This is a genomic window from Kitasatospora sp. NPDC101176, from assembly GCF_044768035.1.
Lineage (GTDB): Bacteria > Actinomycetota > Actinomycetes > Streptomycetales > Streptomycetaceae > Kitasatospora.
Genome location: NZ_JBIWPA010000036.1, coordinates 71,891 through 91,979, shown reverse-complemented (window position 1 = coordinate 91,979; position 20,089 = coordinate 71,891). Strand labels below are relative to the sequence as shown.

Annotated in this window: 17 protein-coding genes and 1 pseudogene; 11 read left to right on the top strand and 7 right to left on the bottom strand. The window is 73.6% G+C overall.

The genetic code is table 11. The features are described 5' to 3' along the window. The first annotated feature begins 503 nt into the window (after nt 1-503). Together ACIRS1_RS33350 and ptsP are read left to right on the top strand one after the other, a co-directional pair. Nucleotides 504-953, top strand: a complete 450-nt coding sequence (locus ACIRS1_RS33350) for a PTS glucose transporter subunit IIA (protein WP_360223427.1) — start codon at nt 504-506, stop codon at nt 951-953. Between the two features lie 97 nt (nt 954-1,050). Beyond that, nucleotides 1,051-2,721, top strand: coding sequence for a phosphoenolpyruvate--protein phosphotransferase (ptsP, locus tag ACIRS1_RS33345; protein WP_402845896.1), 1,671 nt, complete (start codon nt 1,051-1,053; stop codon nt 2,719-2,721). A gap of 127 nt (nt 2,722-2,848) precedes the next feature. Here ptsP and ACIRS1_RS33340 read toward each other — a convergent pair whose 3' ends face one another. From ACIRS1_RS33340 to ACIRS1_RS33330, 3 genes and pseudogenes are all read right to left on the bottom strand, one after another. Next, the gene (locus tag ACIRS1_RS33340) at nt 2,849-4,969 is read right to left on the bottom strand and encodes an acetoacetate--CoA ligase (RefSeq protein ID WP_387908369.1); all 2,121 of its coding nucleotides are present in this window, start codon (nt 4,967-4,969) and stop codon (nt 2,849-2,851) included. A 43-nt stretch (nt 4,970-5,012) separates the two neighbouring features. Then, nucleotides 5,013-5,561 carry an NUDIX domain-containing protein gene (locus ACIRS1_RS33335; RefSeq protein ID WP_402845895.1) on the bottom strand — a complete coding sequence of 183 codons (549 nt, stop codon included), beginning with the start codon at nt 5,559-5,561 and terminating at the stop codon, nt 5,013-5,015. A gap of 34 nt (nt 5,562-5,595) precedes the next feature. Further along, nucleotides 5,596-6,500: pseudogene (locus tag ACIRS1_RS33330) on the bottom strand (NUDIX hydrolase). Between the two features lie 159 nt (nt 6,501-6,659). Here ACIRS1_RS33330 and mmuM point away from each other — a divergent pair. The 6 genes from mmuM to ACIRS1_RS33300 all read left to right on the top strand — a co-directional run bounded on the left by mmuM (nt 6,660) and on the right by ACIRS1_RS33300 (nt 13,727). Next, nucleotides 6,660-7,604 (top strand): homocysteine S-methyltransferase, encoded by a 945-nt coding sequence (mmuM, locus tag ACIRS1_RS33325; RefSeq protein WP_402845893.1) that lies wholly within the window; start codon nt 6,660-6,662, stop codon nt 7,602-7,604. Between the two features lie 118 nt (nt 7,605-7,722). Next, nucleotides 7,723-8,487 carry an IclR family transcriptional regulator gene (locus ACIRS1_RS33320; RefSeq protein ID WP_360218697.1) on the top strand — a complete coding sequence of 255 codons (765 nt, stop codon included), beginning with the start codon at nt 7,723-7,725 and terminating at the stop codon, nt 8,485-8,487. A 274-nt stretch (nt 8,488-8,761) separates the two neighbouring features. After that, complete coding sequence (locus tag ACIRS1_RS33315; protein WP_387908364.1) at nt 8,762-9,499, top strand: MIP/aquaporin family protein; 738 nt, start codon at nt 8,762-8,764, stop codon at nt 9,497-9,499. A 90-nt stretch (nt 9,500-9,589) separates the two neighbouring features. After that, nucleotides 9,590-11,110, top strand: a complete 1,521-nt coding sequence (gene glpK, locus ACIRS1_RS33310) for a glycerol kinase GlpK (RefSeq protein ID WP_360218691.1) — start codon at nt 9,590-9,592, stop codon at nt 11,108-11,110. 153 nt (nt 11,111-11,263) lie between these two features. Further along, nucleotides 11,264-12,859: an FAD-dependent oxidoreductase gene (locus ACIRS1_RS33305; protein ID WP_402845890.1), complete on the top strand. Its 1,596-nt coding sequence runs from the start codon at nt 11,264-11,266 to the stop codon at nt 12,857-12,859. 370 nt (nt 12,860-13,229) lie between these two features. Continuing rightward, a complete protein-coding gene (locus tag ACIRS1_RS33300; protein WP_402845889.1) occupies nt 13,230-13,727 on the top strand; it encodes a hypothetical protein in 498 nt (165 codons plus the stop codon). 55 nt (nt 13,728-13,782) lie between these two features. On the opposite strand, the gene ACIRS1_RS33295 is transcribed toward ACIRS1_RS33300, so the two are convergent. Further along, nucleotides 13,783-15,003 (bottom strand): amidohydrolase family protein, encoded by a 1,221-nt coding sequence (locus ACIRS1_RS33295; protein WP_402845887.1) that lies wholly within the window; start codon nt 15,001-15,003, stop codon nt 13,783-13,785. Between the two features lie 61 nt (nt 15,004-15,064). Between ACIRS1_RS33295 and ACIRS1_RS33290 the strand changes: the two genes are divergently transcribed. After that, nucleotides 15,065-15,685: a TetR/AcrR family transcriptional regulator gene (locus ACIRS1_RS33290; RefSeq protein ID WP_402845885.1), complete on the top strand. Its 621-nt coding sequence runs from the start codon at nt 15,065-15,067 to the stop codon at nt 15,683-15,685. Nucleotides 15,686-15,847: 162 nt separating this feature from the next. Here the strand turns inward: ACIRS1_RS33290 and ACIRS1_RS33285 are convergent, their stop codons facing one another. Together ACIRS1_RS33285 and ACIRS1_RS33280 are read right to left on the bottom strand one after the other, a co-directional pair. Further along, nucleotides 15,848-17,236 carry a gluconate:H+ symporter gene (locus ACIRS1_RS33285; RefSeq protein ID WP_402845884.1) on the bottom strand — a complete coding sequence of 463 codons (1,389 nt, stop codon included), beginning with the start codon at nt 17,234-17,236 and terminating at the stop codon, nt 15,848-15,850. After that, complete coding sequence (locus ACIRS1_RS33280) at nt 17,236-17,790, bottom strand: gluconokinase (RefSeq protein ID WP_360218676.1); 555 nt, start codon at nt 17,788-17,790, stop codon at nt 17,236-17,238. The genes ACIRS1_RS33285 and ACIRS1_RS33280 overlap by 1 nt, the downstream gene beginning before the upstream one ends. Nucleotides 17,791-17,944: 154 nt before the next feature. On the opposite strand from ACIRS1_RS33280, the gene ACIRS1_RS33275 reads away from it, so the two are divergent. Next, nucleotides 17,945-18,640 (top strand): FCD domain-containing protein, encoded by a 696-nt coding sequence (locus tag ACIRS1_RS33275; protein WP_360218673.1) that lies wholly within the window; start codon nt 17,945-17,947, stop codon nt 18,638-18,640. A 233-nt stretch (nt 18,641-18,873) separates the two neighbouring features. Beyond that, nucleotides 18,874-19,227, top strand: coding sequence for a hypothetical protein (locus tag ACIRS1_RS33270; RefSeq protein ID WP_360218670.1), 354 nt, complete (start codon nt 18,874-18,876; stop codon nt 19,225-19,227). Nucleotides 19,228-19,279: 52 nt separating this feature from the next. Here ACIRS1_RS33270 and ACIRS1_RS33265 read toward each other — a convergent pair whose 3' ends face one another. Continuing rightward, nucleotides 19,280-20,044: a metallophosphoesterase gene (locus tag ACIRS1_RS33265; RefSeq protein WP_402845882.1), complete on the bottom strand. Its 765-nt coding sequence runs from the start codon at nt 20,042-20,044 to the stop codon at nt 19,280-19,282. Nucleotides 20,045-20,089: the final 45 nt, after the last annotated feature.

Here is a 20,089-nt window from a genome sequence, read left to right as displayed (position 1 = left end):
GCGTTGACTTTTGGCACGCTGTTGAGTTCTCAAGGAACGGACACTTCCTTCGGTCTGCCTTCCAGCAGGCCCTCCGGGCGCTTCGTTCTTTCGTGATTCCCAGCCTACCAGATGCTTTCCGTTCCGTTTACCGGACGTTTTCACATCTGAAACCTGGTGTTAACCGCCGACTCGCGGCGACTCGACCAACCATAGCGGGTCGTCCGCCGGAGTGCGAATCGAGGCGCACCGGGTGTCACCCGGTCGGCGGCATGATTTGTTGCTCTCGCGAGCATATACAGCAATGGTCCCGATTCGCCAAGATGCCTGTAGAGTGCGGCGCATCGGCCAGAGGACTAGACCACTAGCGGCCGGTGGGCCGCCCGCCGACAGGCCGGGCAGGGCGTGGGTCTTCGCCCGGGAATGTCAGCAGATGTCCGAAGTTGACATGATTTAGGCTTCAGTTGATCGTCGCGCCGCTGCTCGCGGCCGCTCGCTGTACTGCGCACTTGGGAGGCACAACCATGACCACTGTGACGTCGCCGCTGACCGGCAAGGTCGTCGGGCTCGCCGGCGTGCCGGACCCGGTCTTCTCCGGCGCCATGGTCGGCCCCGGCACCGCGATCGACCCGGTGCGCCGCCCGACCGAGGCGGTCGCCCCGGTGGACGGCGTCGTCGTCTCCATGCACCCGCACGCGTTCGTCGTGGTGGACGCCGAGGGCCACGGAGTGCTGACCCACCTGGGCATCGACACCGTGCAGCTGAACGGCGAGGGCTTCGAGCTGCTCGTCAACAAGGGCGACACGGTGACCCGCGGCCAGGCCGTCATCAAGTGGGACCCGTCGGCCGTCGAGGCCGCGGGCAAGTCGCCGATCTCGCCGATCGTGGCCCTGGAGGCGAACGCCGACTCGCTGGGTGGCCTGCGGGAGGACGGCGAGGCCGTCTCCGGCGACCCCCTGTTCAGCTGGAGCTGACCCCTTCCTCTCACACGTCCGCCCCGGCAGCTCCTGCGGGGCGGCCCGGCACTCAGCGGTTCCCGGCGGGGCCGCTCCTCTCAGCGGAGACAGCTATATGGAGAAGACACTGCGCGGCGTGGGTGTCAGCCACGGGGTCGCGATCGGCCAGGTCCGGCACATGGGGACCGCGGTCCTGGAACCCCCCGCGACCCGGATCCCGACCGAGGACTCCCCGCGCGAGCAGGCCCGTGCCCAGGCGGCCGTGGACGCCGTCGCCGCGGACCTGATCGCCCGCGGCAACCTGGCCGGCGGCGAGGCGCAGGCCGTCCTGGAGGCCCAGGCCCTGATGGCCCAGGACCCCGAGCTGATGGCCGACGTGTCCCGCCGGATCGCCGTCGGCAGCAGCGCCGAGCGCGGTGTCTACGACGCCTTCGCCGCCTACCGGGCGCTGCTCGCCTCCGCCGGGGACTACCTGGCGGGCCGGGTCGCCGACCTGGACGACGTGCGCAACCGCATCGTGGCCCGGCTGCTGGGCGTGCCGATGCCGGGCGTACCGGACAGCGACGAGCCGTACGTGCTGTTCGCGCGGGACCTGGCGCCGGCCGACACCGCGCTGCTCGACCCGACGCTGGTGCTCGGCTTCGTCACCGAGGAGGGCGGGCCGACCAGCCACAGCGCCATCCTCGCGCGGGCCATGGGCGTGCCGGCCGTCGTCGCGCTGCCCGGGGCGAGCGACGTGGCCGAGGGCACCGTCGTCGCGGTGGACGGCAGCTCCGGTGACGTGCTGCTGGAGCCCTCGCGGGAGAAGCAGGACGAACTGCGGGCGGTCGCCGCCGAGCGCAAGGCCGCGCTGGCCGCGTCCTCCGGGCCGGGGCAGACCTCGGACGGGCACCGCGTGCCGCTGCTGGCCAACGTCGGTGGCCCCGCGGACGTGCCGGCGGCGCTGGAGAACGGCGCCGAGGGCGTCGGCCTGTTCCGCACCGAGTTCCTGTTCCTGGACGACTCGGCGAAGGCTCCCAGCGAGGAGAAGCAGGTCGAGGCGTACCGCAAGGTGCTGGAGGCGTTCCCGGAGGGGCGGGTCGTGGTCCGGGCGCTCGACGCGGGCGCCGACAAGCCGCTCGACTTCCTGACCCCCGCGGACGAGCCGAACCCGGCGCTCGGCGTGCGCGGTCTGCGCACCCTGCTGGAGAACCCCGAGGTCATGCGCACCCAGCTGCGCGCGCTGGCCACGGCCGCCGAGGGGCTGCCGGTGCACCTCGAGGTGATGGCCCCGATGGTGGCCGACCGCAAGGACGCCAAGGACTTCGCGGACGCCTGCCGGGAGGCCGGGCTGGACGCCAAGTTCGGCGCGATGGTGGAGATCCCCTCGGCCGCGCTGCGGGCGCGGGCGATCCTGCAGGAGGTCGAGTTCCTGTCGCTGGGCACCAACGACCTCGCCCAGTACACCTTCGCCGCCGACCGTCAGGTGGGCGCGCTGGCCCGTCTGCAGGACCCGTGGCAGCCGGCGCTGCTCGACCTGGTCGCCGCGGCCGCCGACGCGGCGCGGACGACCGGCAAGAGCTGCGGCGTCTGCGGCGAGGCCGCCGCCGATCCGCTGCTGGCCGTGGTGCTGGTCGGTCTCGGCGTCACCAGCCTGTCGATGGGCTCGGCCTCGATCCCGTACGTGCGGTCGACGCTCGCCAAGTACACGCTGGCGCAGTGCCGTCGGGCGGCCGAGGCGGCCAGGGCCACGGACAGCGCCGAGGAGGCGCGGGCCGCGGCCCAGCAGGTGCTGTCCGGCGAGTAGCCCGCCGCGGGCCGTCCGGACCCGGGCACCCGTCCGGAGCGAACGCCGAGAGGGGCGCCCCCCACCGTCGTGGTGGGGGCGCCCCTCTCGGCGTTCCTCGGCGCGGACCGGCCACGCCCGGGGTGGGTCAGGACCGGCGGTCGCGGCCGAGCTGCTCGAAGAAGCGCAGGTGGTCGAGGTTGTCGACGGATCCGGGGTTGACGGCCTGCTCCAGCGGCGTGCCGGAGAGCAGGCGCTTGACCGGGACCTCGATCCGCTTGCCGGTGAGGGTGTGCGGGAGGCCGCGGACGGCGATCACCTCGTCCGGGACGTGGCGCGGGGAGAGCTCGGTGCGCAGCGAGGTCCGGATGCGGCCGATCAGGTCGTCGTCGAGGGCGGCGCCGGGGGCGAGGACCACGAACAGCGGCATCCAGTAGCCGCCGTCGGGCTCCTCGAGGCCGATGACCAGGGACTCGGCGATCTCGGGGAGGCGCTCGACGACCTCGTAGATGTCCGAGGAGCCCATCCGCACGCCCTGGCGGTTGAGCGTGGAGTCGGAGCGGCCGTGGATGACGACGGTCCCGCGGGAGGTGACGGTGATCCAGTCGCCGTGGCGCCAGATGCCGGGATACATGTCGAAGTAGCTGTCGTGGTACCGGGTGCCCTCGGGGTCGTTCCAGAAGCCGGTGGGCATGGACGGGATCGGCTTGGTGACCACGAGTTCGCCGACGGCGTCGGTGAGCGGTTCGCCCCGGACGTCCCAGGACTCGACCGCGGCGCCCAGGCAGGGGGCCTGGATCTCGCCGAGGTAGACCGGGAGGGTGGGGACGCCGCCGACGAAGCAGGAGCAGACGTCGGTGCCGCCGCTGACGGAGGCGAGCCAGACGTCCTCCTTGACCTCGTCGTAGATCCAGCGGAAGCCGTCGGGCGGCAGCGGGGAGCCGGTGGTGCCGATGCAGCGCACGGCGGAGAGGTCGAGGTCGCGGCCGGGGTGGAGGTCGGCCTTGCGGCTGGCGATCACGTAGGCGGCGGAGGTGCCGAGCACGGTGGCGCCGGTGCGGGCGGCCACCGACCAGAGGGCGCCGGTGTCGGGGTGGCCGGGGCTGCCGTCGTAGGTGACGATCGTGGCCCCGACCAGGAGGCCGGCCAGCAGGAAGTTCCACATCATCCAGCCGGTGGAGGTGTACCAGAGGAAGCGGTCCCGCGGCCCGAGGTCGAGGTGGAGGCCGGCCTGCTTGAGGTGTTCCAGCAGGATGCCGCCCTGGCTCTGGACGATGGCCTTGGGCAGGCCCGTGGTGCCGGAGGAGTAGAGGACCCAGAGCGGGTGGTCGAACGGGACGGCCTCGAAGACCGGTTCGACGTCGTCGGCGACCAGGTCGTCCCAGTGCAGCGCGCCCTCGGGGGCCGGGGCGCCGAGCAGCGGCACGTGCACGACGGTGTGCAGGCTGGGGAGTTCGCGGCGCAGCTCGGCGACGACCTCGGTGCGGTCGTGGTCCTTGCCCCCGTAGTGGTAGCCGTCGACGGCGAACAGGACGACGGGTTCGATCTGCTGCAGGCGGTCGAGGACGCTGCGGGCGCCGAAGTCGGGGGCGCAGCTGGTCCAGACGGCGCCGACGGCGGCGGTGGCCAGGAGGGCGACGGCGGCCTGCGGGACGTTCGGCAGGTAGGCGCTGACGCGGTCGCCGGGCCGGACGCCCCGGGCCCGCAGGGCGGCGGTCAGCGAGCCGACCTGGCGGCGCAGCTCGGACCAGGTGAGGACGGTCGGCTGCTCGGTGGTCTCGTCGAGGTGCAGGACGGCCGGGCGGTCGGCGTCGGGCGACTTCGCCCCGTCGGGGCCGGGCTCGGCGGCGCGCAGGGCGTGCTCGGCGTAGTTGAGGCGGGCACCGGGGAACCAGCGGGCGCCGGGCATGGCCGGGTCGGCGAGGACCGTCTCGGGGGCCTCGGTGAAGCGGACGTCGAACCACCGGGTGACCGCGGTCCAGAAGCGGTCGAGGTCGGCCGTGGACCACGCGTGCAGGTCCGCGTAGCGCTGGGCGGCCTGCTGGTCGTCGTCGGCCGGGGCCAGCGGGGCGGCCGGGGCGCCGTGGTGTTCGGCGGCCCAGGCCTGGAAGGCCACCAGGCTGGTGGCGGCGGCGCGAGCGGGGTTCGGGCGCCAGAGCGGCTGGTCCTGGGTGGGGGTGCTCACGGTGGTGGTCTCCCGGCCGGTGGTGGGGACGGGAGTGCTTGTGGCAGGCCCGTCCGGTTGGGCTGTCGGTGCAGACCATGCCATGTGAGCGGCCGCTGCGCCAGGGTCGGCCGGGGGCGTCGGGCGGTCAGAGGGCGTTGGGCAGGCCGGCGAACCAGGAGCGGGAGACGTTGGTGTGGAAGTCCCAGACCAGCGGGGTGTCGGGGGTGGCGAGCAGCCAGCCGTCGGTCTCCTCGGTGGGGTGGGAGGGCGGCAGCTCGGCGAGCGGGCGGGAGGGGAGCAGTCCGCAGAGGAAGACGAAGCGGCCGTACGGGTCGGAGGCCGTGGAGAAGAGGGTGACGTCGGCCGCGTCGGCGAGGATGCCGCTCTCCTCGCGGAGCTCGCGGACGCAGGCCTGCTGCCAGGTCTCGCCGAAGTCCACGTAGCCGCCGGGGAAGGCGAGTTCGCCGTAGCCGGGTTCGATGGTGCGGCGGATGACGACGAGGGCGGGCTCGGCCTCGGGCCGGGTGACCGGGAGGACGGTGATCGCGACCGGGAGCGGGTTGCGGTAGCTGATCTCGGCGCAGCCCGGGCAGGTGCGCGGCCAGTCGCGGGTGCCGGGCGGGTAGGCGGTGCCGCAGAAGTGGCAGTGCGAGAAGGGGTGGTTGACCGGCTGGGCGGCGTCGTCGGTGGTCATGCCCGGATGGTAGCGGCCGACCGGTGGCGGACCGTCAGGGGAGCTCGGGCTCACGGGTGGGGCGCAGCAGGGCGGGGTGGAGGAGGTTGGCGCCGCCCGCGTGGTAGGTGCGGGCGCGGGGGCCGCCACGGGCGCCGCCGCGGGTGGTGGTGGCGCCGGTGCTCTCGACGAAGCCGGGGACGGAGAGCACCTTGCGGTGGAAGTTGCCGGGGTGGAGCTTCTCGTCCCAGACGGCCTCGTAGACGGCGCGCAGGTCCGGGATGGTGAAGTCGTGGGGCAGGAAGGCGGTGGCGAGCGGGCTGTACTCGAGCTTGGCGCGCACCCGGTCGAGGCCGTCGGCCAGGATGCGGGCGTGGTCGAAGGCGAGCGTGCGGGAGGAGGGGCCGGTGGGGCCCCCCCCCCCCCCCCCCGGGGGGTGGGGGGGGCCCCACCGGCGGCTTGAGGTCCGCCCGGGGACGGGGCGCCCAGGTCGAGGCCGGCGACCGGGTGCCAGACGGCGGCCGCGGCGTCGGTGCCGGCCTCCGGGTCGGGCAGGTCGGGGGCGAAGGCGAGGTAGGCGACGGAGACCACGTGCATGCGCGGGTCGCGGTCGGGGGCGCCGTAGGTGCCGAGCTGCTCGAGGTGGACGCGGCAGAGCGCGGCCTCGACCTCGGAGCCGCCGAGCAGGCCCGTCTCCTCGGCGAGCTCGCGGGCGGCGGCCTGCTCCAGGCTCTCCTCCCCGGCACGCAGGAAGCCGCCGGGCAGGGCCCAGCAGCCCTGGTACGGCGGGGCGCCGCGTTGGACGAGCAGGACGTGCAGGCTGCCCCGGCGCAAGGTCAGGGCGACCACGTCGACGGTGACCGCGATCGGGGCGTAGGCGCGCGGGTCGTAGGCGGCGAGCCATTCCTGCTCGTTCTCGGGCGCGGTCGGGGGCTGGGTGGACGCGTCGTCCGCTGCCATGGCCGGCTCCTCTCCGCGCTCGCCGCCGTACGGGGTGCTGTCGTTCTCTGGCTGAGCACAACGTAGCGACTGCTTTCCTGGGCGGCAAATGGTTTTCCGGGCCGGCGGGGCCGTCCGGCTCCTAGGCTGTGAGCAGGAACGACCGTCGAGGAGGCCGCCGTGCCCACTGCTCCCCCGTCGGACTTCGCCGCGGCGCTCGCGGCCGGTCCCCTGGTCCTGGACGGCGGGCTGTCGAACCAGCTGGCGGCGGCCGGGCACGACCTGTCGGACGCGCTGTGGTCGGCCCGGCTGCTGGCGGACGCGCCGGAGGCGGTGGTGGCGGCGCACCGGGCGTACTTCGCGGCCGGGGCCGAGGTCGCCATCACCGCGAGCTACCAGGCGAGCTTCGAGGGCTTCGCGCGGCGCGGGGCCGGCCGGGCGGAGGCCGCCCGGCTGCTGGCGCGCAGCGTGGAGCTGGCCCGGGAGGCGGCCCGGACCGAGCCGGGCGGCCGGCGGCGCTGGGTGGCGGCCTCGGTCGGCCCGTACGGGGCGGTGCTGGCGGACGGCTCGGAGTACCGGGGCCGGTACGGGTTGAGCACCGCGGAGCTGGTGGCGTTCCACCGGCCGCGGATGGAGGTGCTGGCGGCGGCGGGGCCGGACGTGCTGGCGCTGGAGACGGTGCCGGACGCCGAGGAGGCACGGGCGCTGCTGGAGGTGGTGCGCGGGCTGGGGGTGCCGGCCTGGCTGTCGTTCAGCGTGGCGGGCGGGCGGACCAGGGCCGGTCAGCCGCTGGAGGAGGCGTTCGCGCTGACGGCGGAGGTGGACGAGGTGCTGGCCGTGGGGGTGAACTGCTGCACGCCGCAGGACGCCGACCGGGCGGTGGCGCTGGCGGCCGGGGTGAGCGGGAAGCCGGTGGTGGTCTACCCGAACAGCGGGGAGGAGTGGGACGCCGCCGGGCGCGGCTGGCGCGGCGAGCCGACGTTCCGCTCGGCCCGGGTGGGCGGCTGGCTGGCGGACGGGGCCGGGCTGGTGGGCGGCTGCTGCCGGGTGGGACCGGACGGGATCGCCGCGCTGGCGGCGGAGGTGGCGGTGCTCCGGACGCAGCGCGCGCGGGCCGCCGGTTGACGGGGATCCGACGCGGATCACCGAGGGGGAAGGTGCACGGACGGCCGAGGGCCTGGCAGACTCGTCCCGTCACCACTGCGGTCGACAATGTCGACTGCCTGTCAGCGCGGAGGTACCCATGCCCGGCCCGATCCAGTCGCTCTCCCGGGCCGCCGCCATCTTGCGCCTGCTGGCGGGCGGTGAGCGCCGTCTGGGCCTGTCCGAGGTCGCGACGGCGCTGGACCTCGCCAAGGGCACCGCGCACGGCATCCTGCGCACGCTGCAGCAGGAGGGGTTCGTCGAACAGGATCCGGAGAGCGGCAAGTACCAGCTGGGCGCCGAGCTGCTGCGGCTGGGGCAGAGCTACCTGGACGTGCACGAGCTGCGGGCACGGGCCCTGGTCTGGGCCGACGACCTGGCCCGGGCGGCCGGCGAGACCGTCTACCTGGGCGTGCTGCACCAGCAGGGCGTGCTGATCGTGCACCACGTGTTCCGGCCGGACGACACCCGGCAGGTGCTGGAGGTGGGCTCGATGCAGCCGCTGCACAGCACCGCGCTGGGCAAGGTGCTGCTGGCCTACGACCCGGTCGCGCGCGGCGAGTTGGGCGACGGGCCGTACCAGCCGTACACGCTGCGCACGCTCACCGAGGCGGCCGACGTGGACGCCGAGAGCGCGCTGACCAGGGAACGCGGCTGGGCGGACTCGGTGGAGGAGACCTGGGAGGGCGTCGCCTCGATCGGCGCGCTGATCCAGGACCGGCGGCGCAACCCGGTGGGCGCGGTGTGCATCAGCGGCCCGGTGGAGCGGGTCTGCGAGGACGGCTTCGTGAAGCCCTCACTGGTGGCCTCGGTGCGCAGCGCGGCGCGGGCGATCTCCCGCGATCTGGGCGCCGGGCGGTTCTGACACCCCGGGGCGTTTTCGTCACGCTGAGGCGCGGACGGGCTGGAGGCCTGTCCGCGCCTTGGCGTTTTGCCCCGGTTCGGGGCGCTCCGCTGGGTAACTTCGAGGCAAGGGTCACAGCTGCGTAACCCCTGCTTGACGCGGAGCCGACCTGGGGAGGAAGCTTCCGCATGACGGTCGACATTGTCGAACGATGGCCGGGAAGATCACTCCCACGATGCGCTCACCCGCACAGCGATCGCCCGGCCTCCTTCCCCCACCCGCACCTCCGGGCCATATGGACAAGGGAGTCTTTGTGTCCGCGTTCTCCAACGGCGACGTCTTCGTCGGCGAAACCCTCGGCACCGCCGCCCTGATACTTCTCGGTGGCGGCGTCTGCGCCGCTGTGACCCTCAAGAAGTCGAAGGCCGTCAACGCCGGCTGGCTGGCGATCACCTTCGGCTGGGGCTTCGCGGTCCTGATCGCCGCCTACATGTCGGCTCCGAAGTCCGGCGCGCACCTCAACCCGGCCGTCACCATCGCCCTCGCCATCAAGAGCGGCGACTGGAGCCAGGTCCCGCTCTACCTGGGCTCCCAGATGCTCGGCGCGATCATCGGCGCCGTGCTGGTCTGGGCCACCTACCTCGGCCAGTTCCAGGCCAACCAGGAGCCCACGCTCGGCATCTTCTCGACCGGTCCCGAGATCCGGAACCCGGTCCAGAACGTGCTCACCGAGGTCATCGGCACCTTCGTGCTCTGCTTCGCGATCCTCACCATCGGCACCAACACCGGTCTCTCGCAGACCGGCACCGGCACCCTGATGGTCGCCTTCACCGTCGTCGGCATCGGCCTCTCGCTGGGCGGCCCGACCGGCTACGCCATCAACCCGGCCCGCGACCTGGGCCCGCGCATCGCGCACGCCCTGCTGCCGATCCCCAACAAGGGCGGCTCCGACTGGTCGTACGCCTGGGTCCCGGTGGTCGGCCCGCTGATCGGCGGCGCGCTCGCCGGCGGTCTGTACAACGCGATGTTCTAGGCCGGGTTCGAACCCGCCGAGCACGGGGACTGACCTCTGCGTCAGGCCCACCCACCCCGTATCCCCCGAACCCCGAGCCGAGGACCCTCCATGACCTCCACTGGCAACTACATCGCCGCGATCGACCAGGGCACCACCTCCAGCCGCTGCATCATCTTCGGCGCCGACGGCCGGATCGTCTCCGTCGACCAGCAGGAGCACCGGCAGATCTTCCCGCAGCCCGGCTACGTCGAGCACGACGCCGCCGAGATCTGGACCCGGGTGCAGTCCGTCGTCCGCGGCGCGCTGGAGAAGGCCGGTCTGACCAAGGACGACATCCGCGCGATCGGCATCACCAACCAGCGCGAGACCACCGTCCTGTGGGACAAGAACACCGGCGAGCCCGTGCACAACGCGCTGGTGTGGCAGGACACCCGCACCGAGGGCCTCTGCCGCGAGCTCGGCCGCAACGTCGGCCAGGACCGCTTCCGCCGCGAGACCGGCCTCCCGCTGGCCAGCTACTTCGCCGGCCCGAAGATCCGCTGGCTGCTGGACAACGTCGAGGGCCTGCGCGAGCGCGCCGAGGCCGGCGACATCCTGTTCGGCACCATGGACACCTGGGTCATCTGGAACCTCACCGGTGGTGTCGACGGCGGCAAGCACGTCACCGACGTCACCAACGCCAGCCGCACCATGCTGATGAACCTCAAGACCCTGGCCTGGGACGAGAGCATCGCCGAGTCGATGGGCGTGCCGATGGCCGTCCTGCCGGAGATCCGCTCCTCCGCCGAGGTCTACGGCGAGGCCGTCGGCGACCTGGCCGGCGTCCCGGTCGCCTCCGCGCTCGGCGACCAGCAGGCCGCCCTGTTCGGCCAGACCTGCTTCAACGAGGGCGAGGCCAAGTCCACCTACGGGACCGGCACCTTCCTGCTGCTCAACACCGGCGAGAAGATCGTCAACTCGTACCACGGCCTGCTGACCACCGTCGGCTACCGGATCGGCGACCAGGCCCCGGTGTACGCCCTGGAAGGCTCCATCGCCGTCACCGGCTCGCTCGTCCAGTGGCTGCGCGACCAGCTCGGCATCATCTCCACCGCCGCCGAGATCGAGACCCTCGCCAACACCGTCGAGGACAACGGCGGCGCCTACTTCGTCCCGGCGTTCTCCGGCCTGTTCGCCCCGTACTGGCGCTCCGACGCCCGCGGTGTCATCGCCGGCCTCACCCGGTACGTCACCAAGGGCCACCTGGCCCGGGCCGTCCTGGAGGCCACCGCCTGGCAGACCCGCGAGGTCGTCGACGCCATGCAGAAGGACTCCGGCGTCGAGCTCACCGCCCTCAAGGTCGACGGCGGCATGACCAGCAACAACCTGCTCATGCAGAACATCGCCGACGTCCTGGACGCCCCGGTCGAGCGCCCGTACGTGGCCGAGACCACCGCCCTCGGCGCCGCCTACGCGGCCGGTCTCGCCGTCGGCTTCTGGAACGACCTCGACACCCTGCGGGCCAACTGGCACCGCGCCGCCGAGTGGACCCCGCGCATGGACGAGGCCACCCGGGAGCGCGAGTACAAGAAGTGGCTCAAGGCCGTGGAGCGCACCATGGGCTGGGTGGAGGAGGAAGAGACCGACTGATCGACGAGCCGGTCGGGGCCCCCGGGCCCCGACCGGCAAGTTCCGTTTCACCGGCCCGCCGCACCGGGCCGACCGGCCTCTCCCGCAGGGGCCGCACCGCACACGAGAGGAGTAACGGCGCCGCCCGACCCGCGCGCGCCGTACACAACCACCATGGCAACCATCCCGACCCTGGGCGCCGAGCGCTTCGCCGGCCGCACCGCCTCCCGCGCCGAGACCCGCGAGCTGCTCGGCAAGGCCACCTACGACCTGCTGGTGATCGGGGGCGGCATCCTCGGCACGGCCGTCGCCTGGACCGCGTCCCAGGCCGGACTGAAGGTCGCCATGGTCGACGGCGGCGACTTCGCCGGCGCCACCTCCAGCGCCTCCTCCAAGCTCGTCCACGGCGGCCTGCGCTACCTGCAGACCGGCGCCGTCAAGCTGGTCGCCGAGAACCACAAGGAGCGCCGCGCGCTCGCCACCGACGTGGCCCCGCACCTGGTCAACCCGCTGACCTTCTTCGTGCCGGTCTACAAGGGCGGCCCGCACAGCGCGCCCAAGCTCGGCGCCGGCGTCTTCCTCTACTCCGCGCTGTCCGCCTTCCGCGACGGCATGGGCCGGGTCTCCACCGCCGCCCACGCCGCCCAGCAGGTGCCCGCGCTGCGCACCGAGGGCCTGCGCTCGGTGGCCGTCTACGGCGACCACCAGATGAACGACTCGCGCGTCGCGGTGATGACCGTGCGCGCCGCCGTCGACGCCGGCGCCGTGGTGCTCAACCACGCCGAGGTCACCGGCCTGCGCTTCACCGGCGGCCGGGTCACCGGCGCCGAGGTGCGCGACCGCCTGGACGGCACCGAGTTCGGCGTCGACGCCCGCCTGGTGCTCAACGCCACCGGCCCGTGGGTCGACCACCTGCGCCGGATGGAGGACGCCGGCGCCGCGCCGTCGATCCGCCTCTCCAAGGGCGCCCACGTCGTCGTCAAGCGCCGCTCGCCGTGGCGCGCCGCGCTCACCATCCCGATCGACAAGTACCGCGTCTCCTTCGCCATCCCGTGGGAGGACCACGTCCTGCTCGGCACCACCGACGAGGAGTACACCGGCGACCCGCAGGACGTCCGGGCCACCGACGCGGACATCGACCAGATCATGGGCGAGGCCGCTCACGCCATCCGCGACGAGCACCTCGACCGCGACCTGATCACCTACGCCTTCGCCGGCCTGCGGGTGCTCCCCGGCGGCCCCGGCGACACCGCCGCCGCCAAGCGCGAGACCGTCGTCACCGAGGGCAAGGGCGGCATGCTGTCCGTCGCCGGCGGCAAGTGGACCACCTACCGGCACATCGGCCGCACCGTGCTGGAGAAGCTGGCCCACGTGCCGGGCACCACGCTCGGCGAGGACATGTCCCCGATCGCCGCGACCGTGCCGCTGCCGGGCGTCGGCGCGCCGAACGCCGTCGCGCACCGGCTGCTGATCGACCGCGAGCCCGGCTCGCGGATGGAGCCGCTGGTGGCCAAGCACCTCGCCAGCCACTACGGCACCCTCTCCTTCGAGATCGCCCGCCTGATCGACGAGAACCCGGAGCTGGGCCGCCCGATCCACGAGGACGGGCCGGACGTCTGGGCGCAGGTCGCCTACGCAGCCGACAACGAGTGGGCGTACACGGCGGACGACGTGCTGCGCCGCCGCACCACGATGACCGTGCGCGGGCTGGACACGCCGGAGATCCGGGACGAGGTCGAGGCCTTCCTCGCGAAGCGCGGAACGAAGTAGGAGCAGCCTCGCGAAGCGCGGAGGCGAGTAGGCGCAGCCTCGCGAAGCGCGGAGGCGAGTAGGCGCAGCCTCGCGAAGCGCGGAGGCGAGTAGGAGCAGCCTCGCGAAGCGCGGAGGCGAGTAGGCACGGCCTCGCGAAGCGCGGGACCGCGTGGGCGGGATGGATCCGTGCCAAGGGCGGACACTCCGGGGTTTCCCGGGTGTCCGCCCTTCCGCTGTGGCGGGTGCACCGTCCGTCACGATCGCATCAAGTTCCCCGGAGGATCTTCGGGGTCTGGGCGGATTCGTCCCGACTTGCCGCGATCATCTGCCCCGGTGATCTTCCCTATGCTCCGGATCGCTCCGACCAAGAGCGAGTCAAGGAGTTCCCATGCATCCCCCGATCGAGTGGGTTCGTCGTCGTCCGTCCGCCCCGGACCGGCCGACGGCCCCGGGACGGCCGGTCGCGGCCGCGCTGGCGGCGGTCCTCTCGGCCGCCCTGGTGGCCGGGTGCGGCGGCCCGTCGGACGCCGAGTTGGAGTACGCGGGCGACTACGCCGCCCACCCGCACCTGGAGGTCACCGGGTACCCCGTCACCGAGACGCTGGGCCTGGTCCAGCAGGTGGTGTGGCGGCTCGCGGACGGATCCCGCGACCGGCTGGCGAAGCTCGGCACCACGGACGGCGGGGACGCCGGCGTCACCTCGGACGCCTGGATCCGCGAGTACCGCCGGGGCGCCCAGGGGCCGGTCACCGCCGACTTCCAGGACGACCCGACGCAGCGGCAGACCGTCGTGCTCACCTTCCACGACACCGGCCAGGTCAAGGAGCTGCTGCTCCGGCCGGCGGGGCGGGACGGCGGGGACGGCTGGCGGGTCGTCCTGGGGTAGCGGGGCCGGGGCGGCAAGGGACGCCCCGAGGGTGGTGTCCGCCCTTCCGGTTCGGTCAGACGGGCGTGCCGGCCTTGATCACGTGGCGCAGGTGGCGGTCGGGGCGGGTGAGGACGGCGAGGTCGGCGAGCGGGTCGCCGTCCACGACGAGCAGGTCGGCGTGCGCGCCCGGGGCGAGGGTGCCGATCTCGCCCTCCAGGCCGAGCAGCCGGGCGGCGGTGGTGGTCGCCGAGCGGAGCACGTCGGCGGCCGGCTGCACCCGGGCGCGGAGGGTGAACTCCTCGAGCTGGGCGGGGTGCAGCGGGCCGAGCAGGTCACTGCCGTAGACCAGGTTGACGCCCGCGCGGTGCGCGCGTTCGAGGGCGGCGAAGCCCTGGTCGCGGACCTCGGCGAGCTTGCCGAGGGAGGCGGGCGGGAGGCCGGAGCGGGCGCCGAGCCGTGCGGTCTGCTCGTAGGCGACCAGGGTGGGCACCAGGTAGGCGTCCTTCTCCAGGAGCAGCGCGACGGTGCCGTCGTCCAGCAGGTTGCCGTGCTCGACGCAGCGCACCCCGGCCCGCAGGGCGCGGTCGATCGCGCGCGGGTGGTAGGCGTGCACGGTGACGTAGCGGTTGTGGTTCTCCGCCTCCTCGACGGCCGCGCGGATCTCCTCCTCGCTGTACTGGACGGCGGCGATCTCGTCGTGCGGGGAGGCGACGCCGCCGGAGAGCAGCACCTTGAGGTGCCGGGCGCCCTTGCGGAACTCGTCCCGGGCCGCGGCGCGGACGGCGTCGACGCCGTCCGCGATCCGCCCGAAGTTCGGGCGGGACTCGCAGCAGGGCAGGGCGTCGTCCCCGCGCGGGCGCAGGTCGCCGTGGCCGCCGGTCTGGGAGAGCGCCTTGCCGCCGTGGAGCAGGCGGGGGCCGAGCGCGAGCCCCTCGTCCAGGGCGCGGGCCATGCCGTGGTCGGCGCCGCCGACGTCGCGGACGGTGGTGAAGCCGCGGCGCAGCATGCGTTCGGCCTCGGCGAGGGCGCGGACGGTGGCGTAGCCGGGGGTCCAGTTGGCGACGTCGTGCAGGTCGAGGGTGGTGACCAGCAGGTGGACGTGCGCGTCGATCAGGCCGGGCAGCACGGTGGCGCCGGCGGCGTCGAGCACCCGGACGTCCTCGCCCGCGGCGGGCGGTCGCCCGGTGCCGGTGGCGGTGATCCGGCCGTCGGCGGCCTCCAGCCAGCCGCGGTCGGTGCGGGTGCCGTCCTCGGGGTGGAGCAGGTGGGCGTCGGTGATCAGCAGTCGGCTCATGGCGGTGGTCCTCCCCAGTTTCAATACGACCTGTATTGAATACACCATGTATCGTTCTGCTGTGAACCCGCCCCCCGTCGATGCCACCGCCCCCAAGCCGCCCCGCCGCCGCGTCCACACCCGGGCCCGGCTGCTGGCCGCGGCCGGCGACCTCTTCCTCACCGTCGGCTTCGCGCGGACGAGCATCGAGGACGTCTGCGCCGCCGCCGGATACACCCGCGGCGCCTTCTACTCGAACTTCGCCGGCAAGGAGGACCTGCTGCTGGCGCTCTTCGACGACCAGGCCACCGAGCGGATGGCCGAACTGGAGAAACTGGCCGCCGTCCGCGCCGCGCTCACCCCGGCCGAACGGGCCCGGGTGCTGGTCGAGGCGCTGCTGCGGGTCGAACCGGCGGAAACCGGGTGGATCCTGCTCTTCCTGGAGTTCCGGCTGGTAGCCGCCCGCAGCGAGGTGCTGGCGGAGCAGGTCGCCGCGCACGACCGCGCCGTCTCCGCGGCGCTGGCCGAGGTGCTGGAGCGGGCGCTGCCGGAACTGGTGCCGCCCGGCGCCACCGCTCGGCAGGCCGCCGCCGTGATCCTGGCCGCGCGCGAGGGGCTGCTGGCCCGGACGGCGGCCGGCGGCGCGGTGGCCGACGACCTGCTGGACGCGACGGCGGCCGTGCTCGCCGGGCTGCTGGGCTGAGCCGGGCCCGGACCGCGACGCCGGACCCCGACCGCGACGCCGGACCCGCGACGCACCCGGGGGCGGCACCCGTACGGTACGGGTGCCGCCCCCGGGCGGCGCTTCCTGCCGAGCCTGCGCCCGGCCCCACGGCCGGGCACCGGACAGGCCCTGCGGACGGCCCTAGACGATCAGGCTGAGCGGCATGATCAGGGCGATCGCGACGACCGAGATCACCGTCTCCATCACGGACCAGGACTTCAGCGTCTGGCCGACGCTCATCCCGAAGTACTCCTTCACCAGCCAGAAGCCGGCGTCGTTGACGTGCGACAGGAAGAGCGAGCCGGCGCCGATCGCAAGCACCAGCAGGGCCGCGTGGGTCGAGGACATGTCCGCGGCGAGCGGGGCGACGATGCCGGCCGCGGTGATCGTGGCGACCGTCGCCGACCCGGTGGCCAGCCGGATCAGGACCGCGATCAGCCAGCCCAGCAGCAGCGCGGAGATGTGCCACTTGCTCGACCACTCGCTGACCGCGTTGCCGACGCCGACGTCGATCAGGGTCTGCTTGAAGCCGCCGCCCGCACCGACGATGAAGACGATGCCGGCGATCGGGCCGAGCGACCTGCCGACGGTCTCGGAGATCCGCGCCTTGTCGAACCCGGCCGCCCGGCCGAGGGTCAGCATGCCGAGCAGGGTCGCGGCGAGCAGGGCTATCAGCGGTGAGCCGACGAAGTCGAACACCCGCTGGACCATCGCCTTCGGGTCGTCGATCACCACGTCGGCGAGCGCCTTGCCGAGCATCAGCACGACCGGCAGCAGGATGGTGGCCAGCACCGCCCCGAAGGACGGCGTGCGCTCGGGCCGGGCCGTCTCCTCCGGCGCGGTGGCCTTCGGGATCTCCAACGGGCCCACCCAGCGCTCCGCGACCCGGGCGAACAGCGGGCCGGCGACGATCAGGGTCGGCACGGCGATCAGCAGACCGAGCGCCAGGGTGACCCCGAGGTCGGCCTTCAGCGCGTCGACGGCGACCAGCGGGCCCGGGTGCGGGGGCACCAGGCCGTGCAGCACCGAGAGCCCGGCCAGCGCGGGGATGCCGATCCGGATCAGCGGCACGTTGCCGCGGCGGGCGACCAGCAGCACGATCGGGATCAGCAGGACGACACCGACCTCGAAGAACAGCGGCAGGCCGAGGACGGCGGCGATCAGCGCCATCGCCCAGGGCAGCGCCCGGTTCTCGGACCGGGCCAGCACGGTGTCCGCGATGGTGTTGGCGCCGCCGGAGTCGGCGAGCAGCTTGCCGAGCATCGCGCCCAGGCCGATCAGCAGGCCGACGCCGGCCACCGTGGCGCCGAAGCCCGTGGAGAAACTGCTCAGCAGCTTGTCGAAGGGAACGCCCGCGACGGCGGCCAGCAGGCCCGAGCCGAGCGTCAGGGCGAGGAAGGGGTGCAGCTTCAGCCTGGTGATCAGCAGGACGATCGCACCGATGCTGAGCAGGACCGCCACCAGCAGCTGGGTGTCGCTGTCGGTGTGCGGCAGGGCCGGTGGGGCGGCCGCGAGGAGGGTGGGGGACATCACGCGAGGTCTCCATTGACCGGCCGCAGCAGCGCCACGGCCATCTCGACGAGTTCTTCTGGGGACGGTCCGACGTCCAGGACGGCGCCGTGCTCGTCGACGCCCAGGGGTTCGAGGGCGGCGTACTGCGATTCGAGCAGCGACGGCGGCATGAAGTGGCCGGTGCGGTGGACGAGCCGGTCCTCGACCAGCTCGTGACCACCGCTGAGGTGCAGGAAGAAGGCGCCCGGGCAGGCCGCGCGCAGGGTGTCGCGGTAGCGGTGCTTCAACGCCGAACAGGTGACCACGCCGCCGGTGCCGGCCCGGGCCCGCTCCCCCAGCCAGGCGCCGAGAGCCTGCAGCCAGGGGCCGCGGTCCTCGTCGTCCAGCGGGACGCCGGCCGACATCTTGGCGATGTTGGCCGGCGGGTGGAAGTCGTCCGCCTCCGCGTAGGGGAGGCCGAGGCGGTCGGCCAGGAGGCGGGCCAGGGTGGTCTTGCCGACACCGGAGACGCCCATCACCACGACGGTGAGGGGGCCTTCCGGGACGGCGTGGTTCTCGACGCTGAGAGCCATGGGTGGTGCTCCTTCGTTGCCTGGCCGTCACTATCGCCCCAAAGATATGACGTATTCAAGTCCCGGAAACCAAATCGTCATACTTTTGGACTGTGGAGTGGGTCGCAGTGGAGGCGGCCGGGAGGAGGCCGGGGGCGGGCCCTAGGCTGGACGGATGGAGATCCAGGGACTGCCCGGCCGGCTGCTCGACGAACTCGGGCCGGCGATCGCGTCCGGGGAGATCCCCGAGGGCGCGGTACTGCGCGGCGAGGAACTCGAGGACCGCTTCGGGGTCTCCCGGACGGTCGTCCGGGAGGCGGTGCGGATCCTGGAGGGGATGCGCCTGGTGGCCTCCCGCCGACGGGTCGGCATCACCGTGCAGCCCAAGTCGGTCTGGGACGTCTTCGACCCGCTGGTGATCCGCTGGCGCCTCGCCGGCGCCGACCGCTCGGCCCAGCTGCGCTCCCTCGGCTCCCTGCGGGTCGCCGTCGAACCGGCCGCCGCCGCGCTCGCCGCGGCCCACGCGAGCGACGACGACCGGCGACGACTCAGCGCGCTCGCCGTCGAGTTGACCATGTCCGCCCGGGCCGCCGACCTGACCACCTTCCTCCGGCACGACATCGACTTCCACGCCACCGTGCTGCGCGCCTCCGGCAACGAGATGTTCGCCCACCTCGGCGACACCGTGGGGGCGGTGCTCACCGGGCGGACCGAGTACCATCTGATGCCCCATCAACCGGAGCCGTACGCGATCCGGTTGCACCGCGAGGTCGCGGAGGCGATCTGCGCGGGGGACGCCGTCCGGGCCGAACAGGGGATGCGGACGATCGTGACCGGCGCGCTGGAGGAGCTCAACCAGCAACTGGGCTGAGCGCGGTCGACGGGCCGGGAGGCGCCGGGCCGCGGTACCCCGGCCGCGGGTGCCCGCCGGGGCGTGCCCGGCCGCGGGCGCCGGGTGAATCGGCCCGGATCACACGATTTGGCGGCAGTTCGGTCGATTCTGACGCGTAGTCCGGGTGCGACGGGGCAGAGTGTCGCGAGGGGGCGCGTTTCGTGTGCGCCCGTCCCGTGCCCGCCGCCGAGTCCGCGCCTGGGGGTCGCTCGATGTCCGTGCCACGCCGCCGTCGCCGCCTTCCCGACGAGGTGCGCGCCGCCGCCGTCCGGGCGGTGCTCTGCCTGTCCTTCACCCTGGTGGGGGTGATGGTCGCGACCCTGGCCTCGTACGCGGACAGCTGGCTGATGACGCCCGCGCTGATGGCGATGGGCCTCGGGGTGTTCGGCACCATGTGGTGCCTGCTGGAGATCCTGATCTCCCGCCAGGTCGCCGCCCAACGGCTGCGCGCACCGGGCTCCGCGTACCCGATGGCGGGCAGCCGCGCTCCCGACCCGCTCGCCCCCCGACCCCTCCCCCGGCCCGGCGGGCAGCCGCCGCAGCACCGGCCCCGGCTGCCCGCCTGAGGCCGGCGGGGCCCGGTCGTGCCTCGGGGCCCCTAGGCTCTGTCCGGCGGATCTAGTCCTGGGGCACGACCCGGTAGTGGGTGGTCAGGGCGCGCTCGTCGTCCAGGACGTGGAAGGCCAGCATCGGCGGCTGGCCGAAGGAGATGCCGCGCCCGCCCTCACAGGGCAGCGTGACGGTGGAGACCACGCCGGGGGCGACCAGCAGCGGCAGGCCGGCGAAGGAGGCCGCGGCCGCGGTGTGGGAGTGGCCGCAGAACAGCGCCGCCACCCGGGGGTGCCGGTGCAGCACCGCGGCCAGCCGCTCCTCCTCGAACTGCCGGATCCGGTCGACGGTCGGCAGGTGCAGCACGACGGGCGGGTGGTGGAAGGCCACCAGTGCCGGCAGATCGCTCCGCCCGGCGGTCAGTTCGGCGTCCAGCCAGTCCAGCGTCCGGTCGGTGAGCAGGCCGTCGTCCCGCTCGGGTATCGACGAGTCGAGCATCAGCACGTCCGCGCCGGGCAGCCGGTGCACCCGGTTGACCGGCTCCTCCGTCGGCGCCTCCCCGAGCAGCACCTCCCGGTAGGGGCCGCGCCGGTCGTGGTTGCCGGGGCAGATCAGCACCGGGTGCCGGGAGTCCAGCACCTCGACCACCTGCTGGTACTCGGCGGCCAGGCCGTGGTCGGCGAGGTCGCCGGTGACCAGCACGGCGTCCAGCGGGCCGGGCAGGGCGTCGAGGTACGCCATGACCTGCTCGGCCCGGCGCCTGGCCCGCCGGCCGCGGTCCCGACGGTGCTGCTGGCCGAGGTGGATGTCACTGAAGTGCGCGATCGTCAGCATGCCCGTCACGCTAGCCAGTTCGGGGCGGGGCCGGTACCGGGCCGG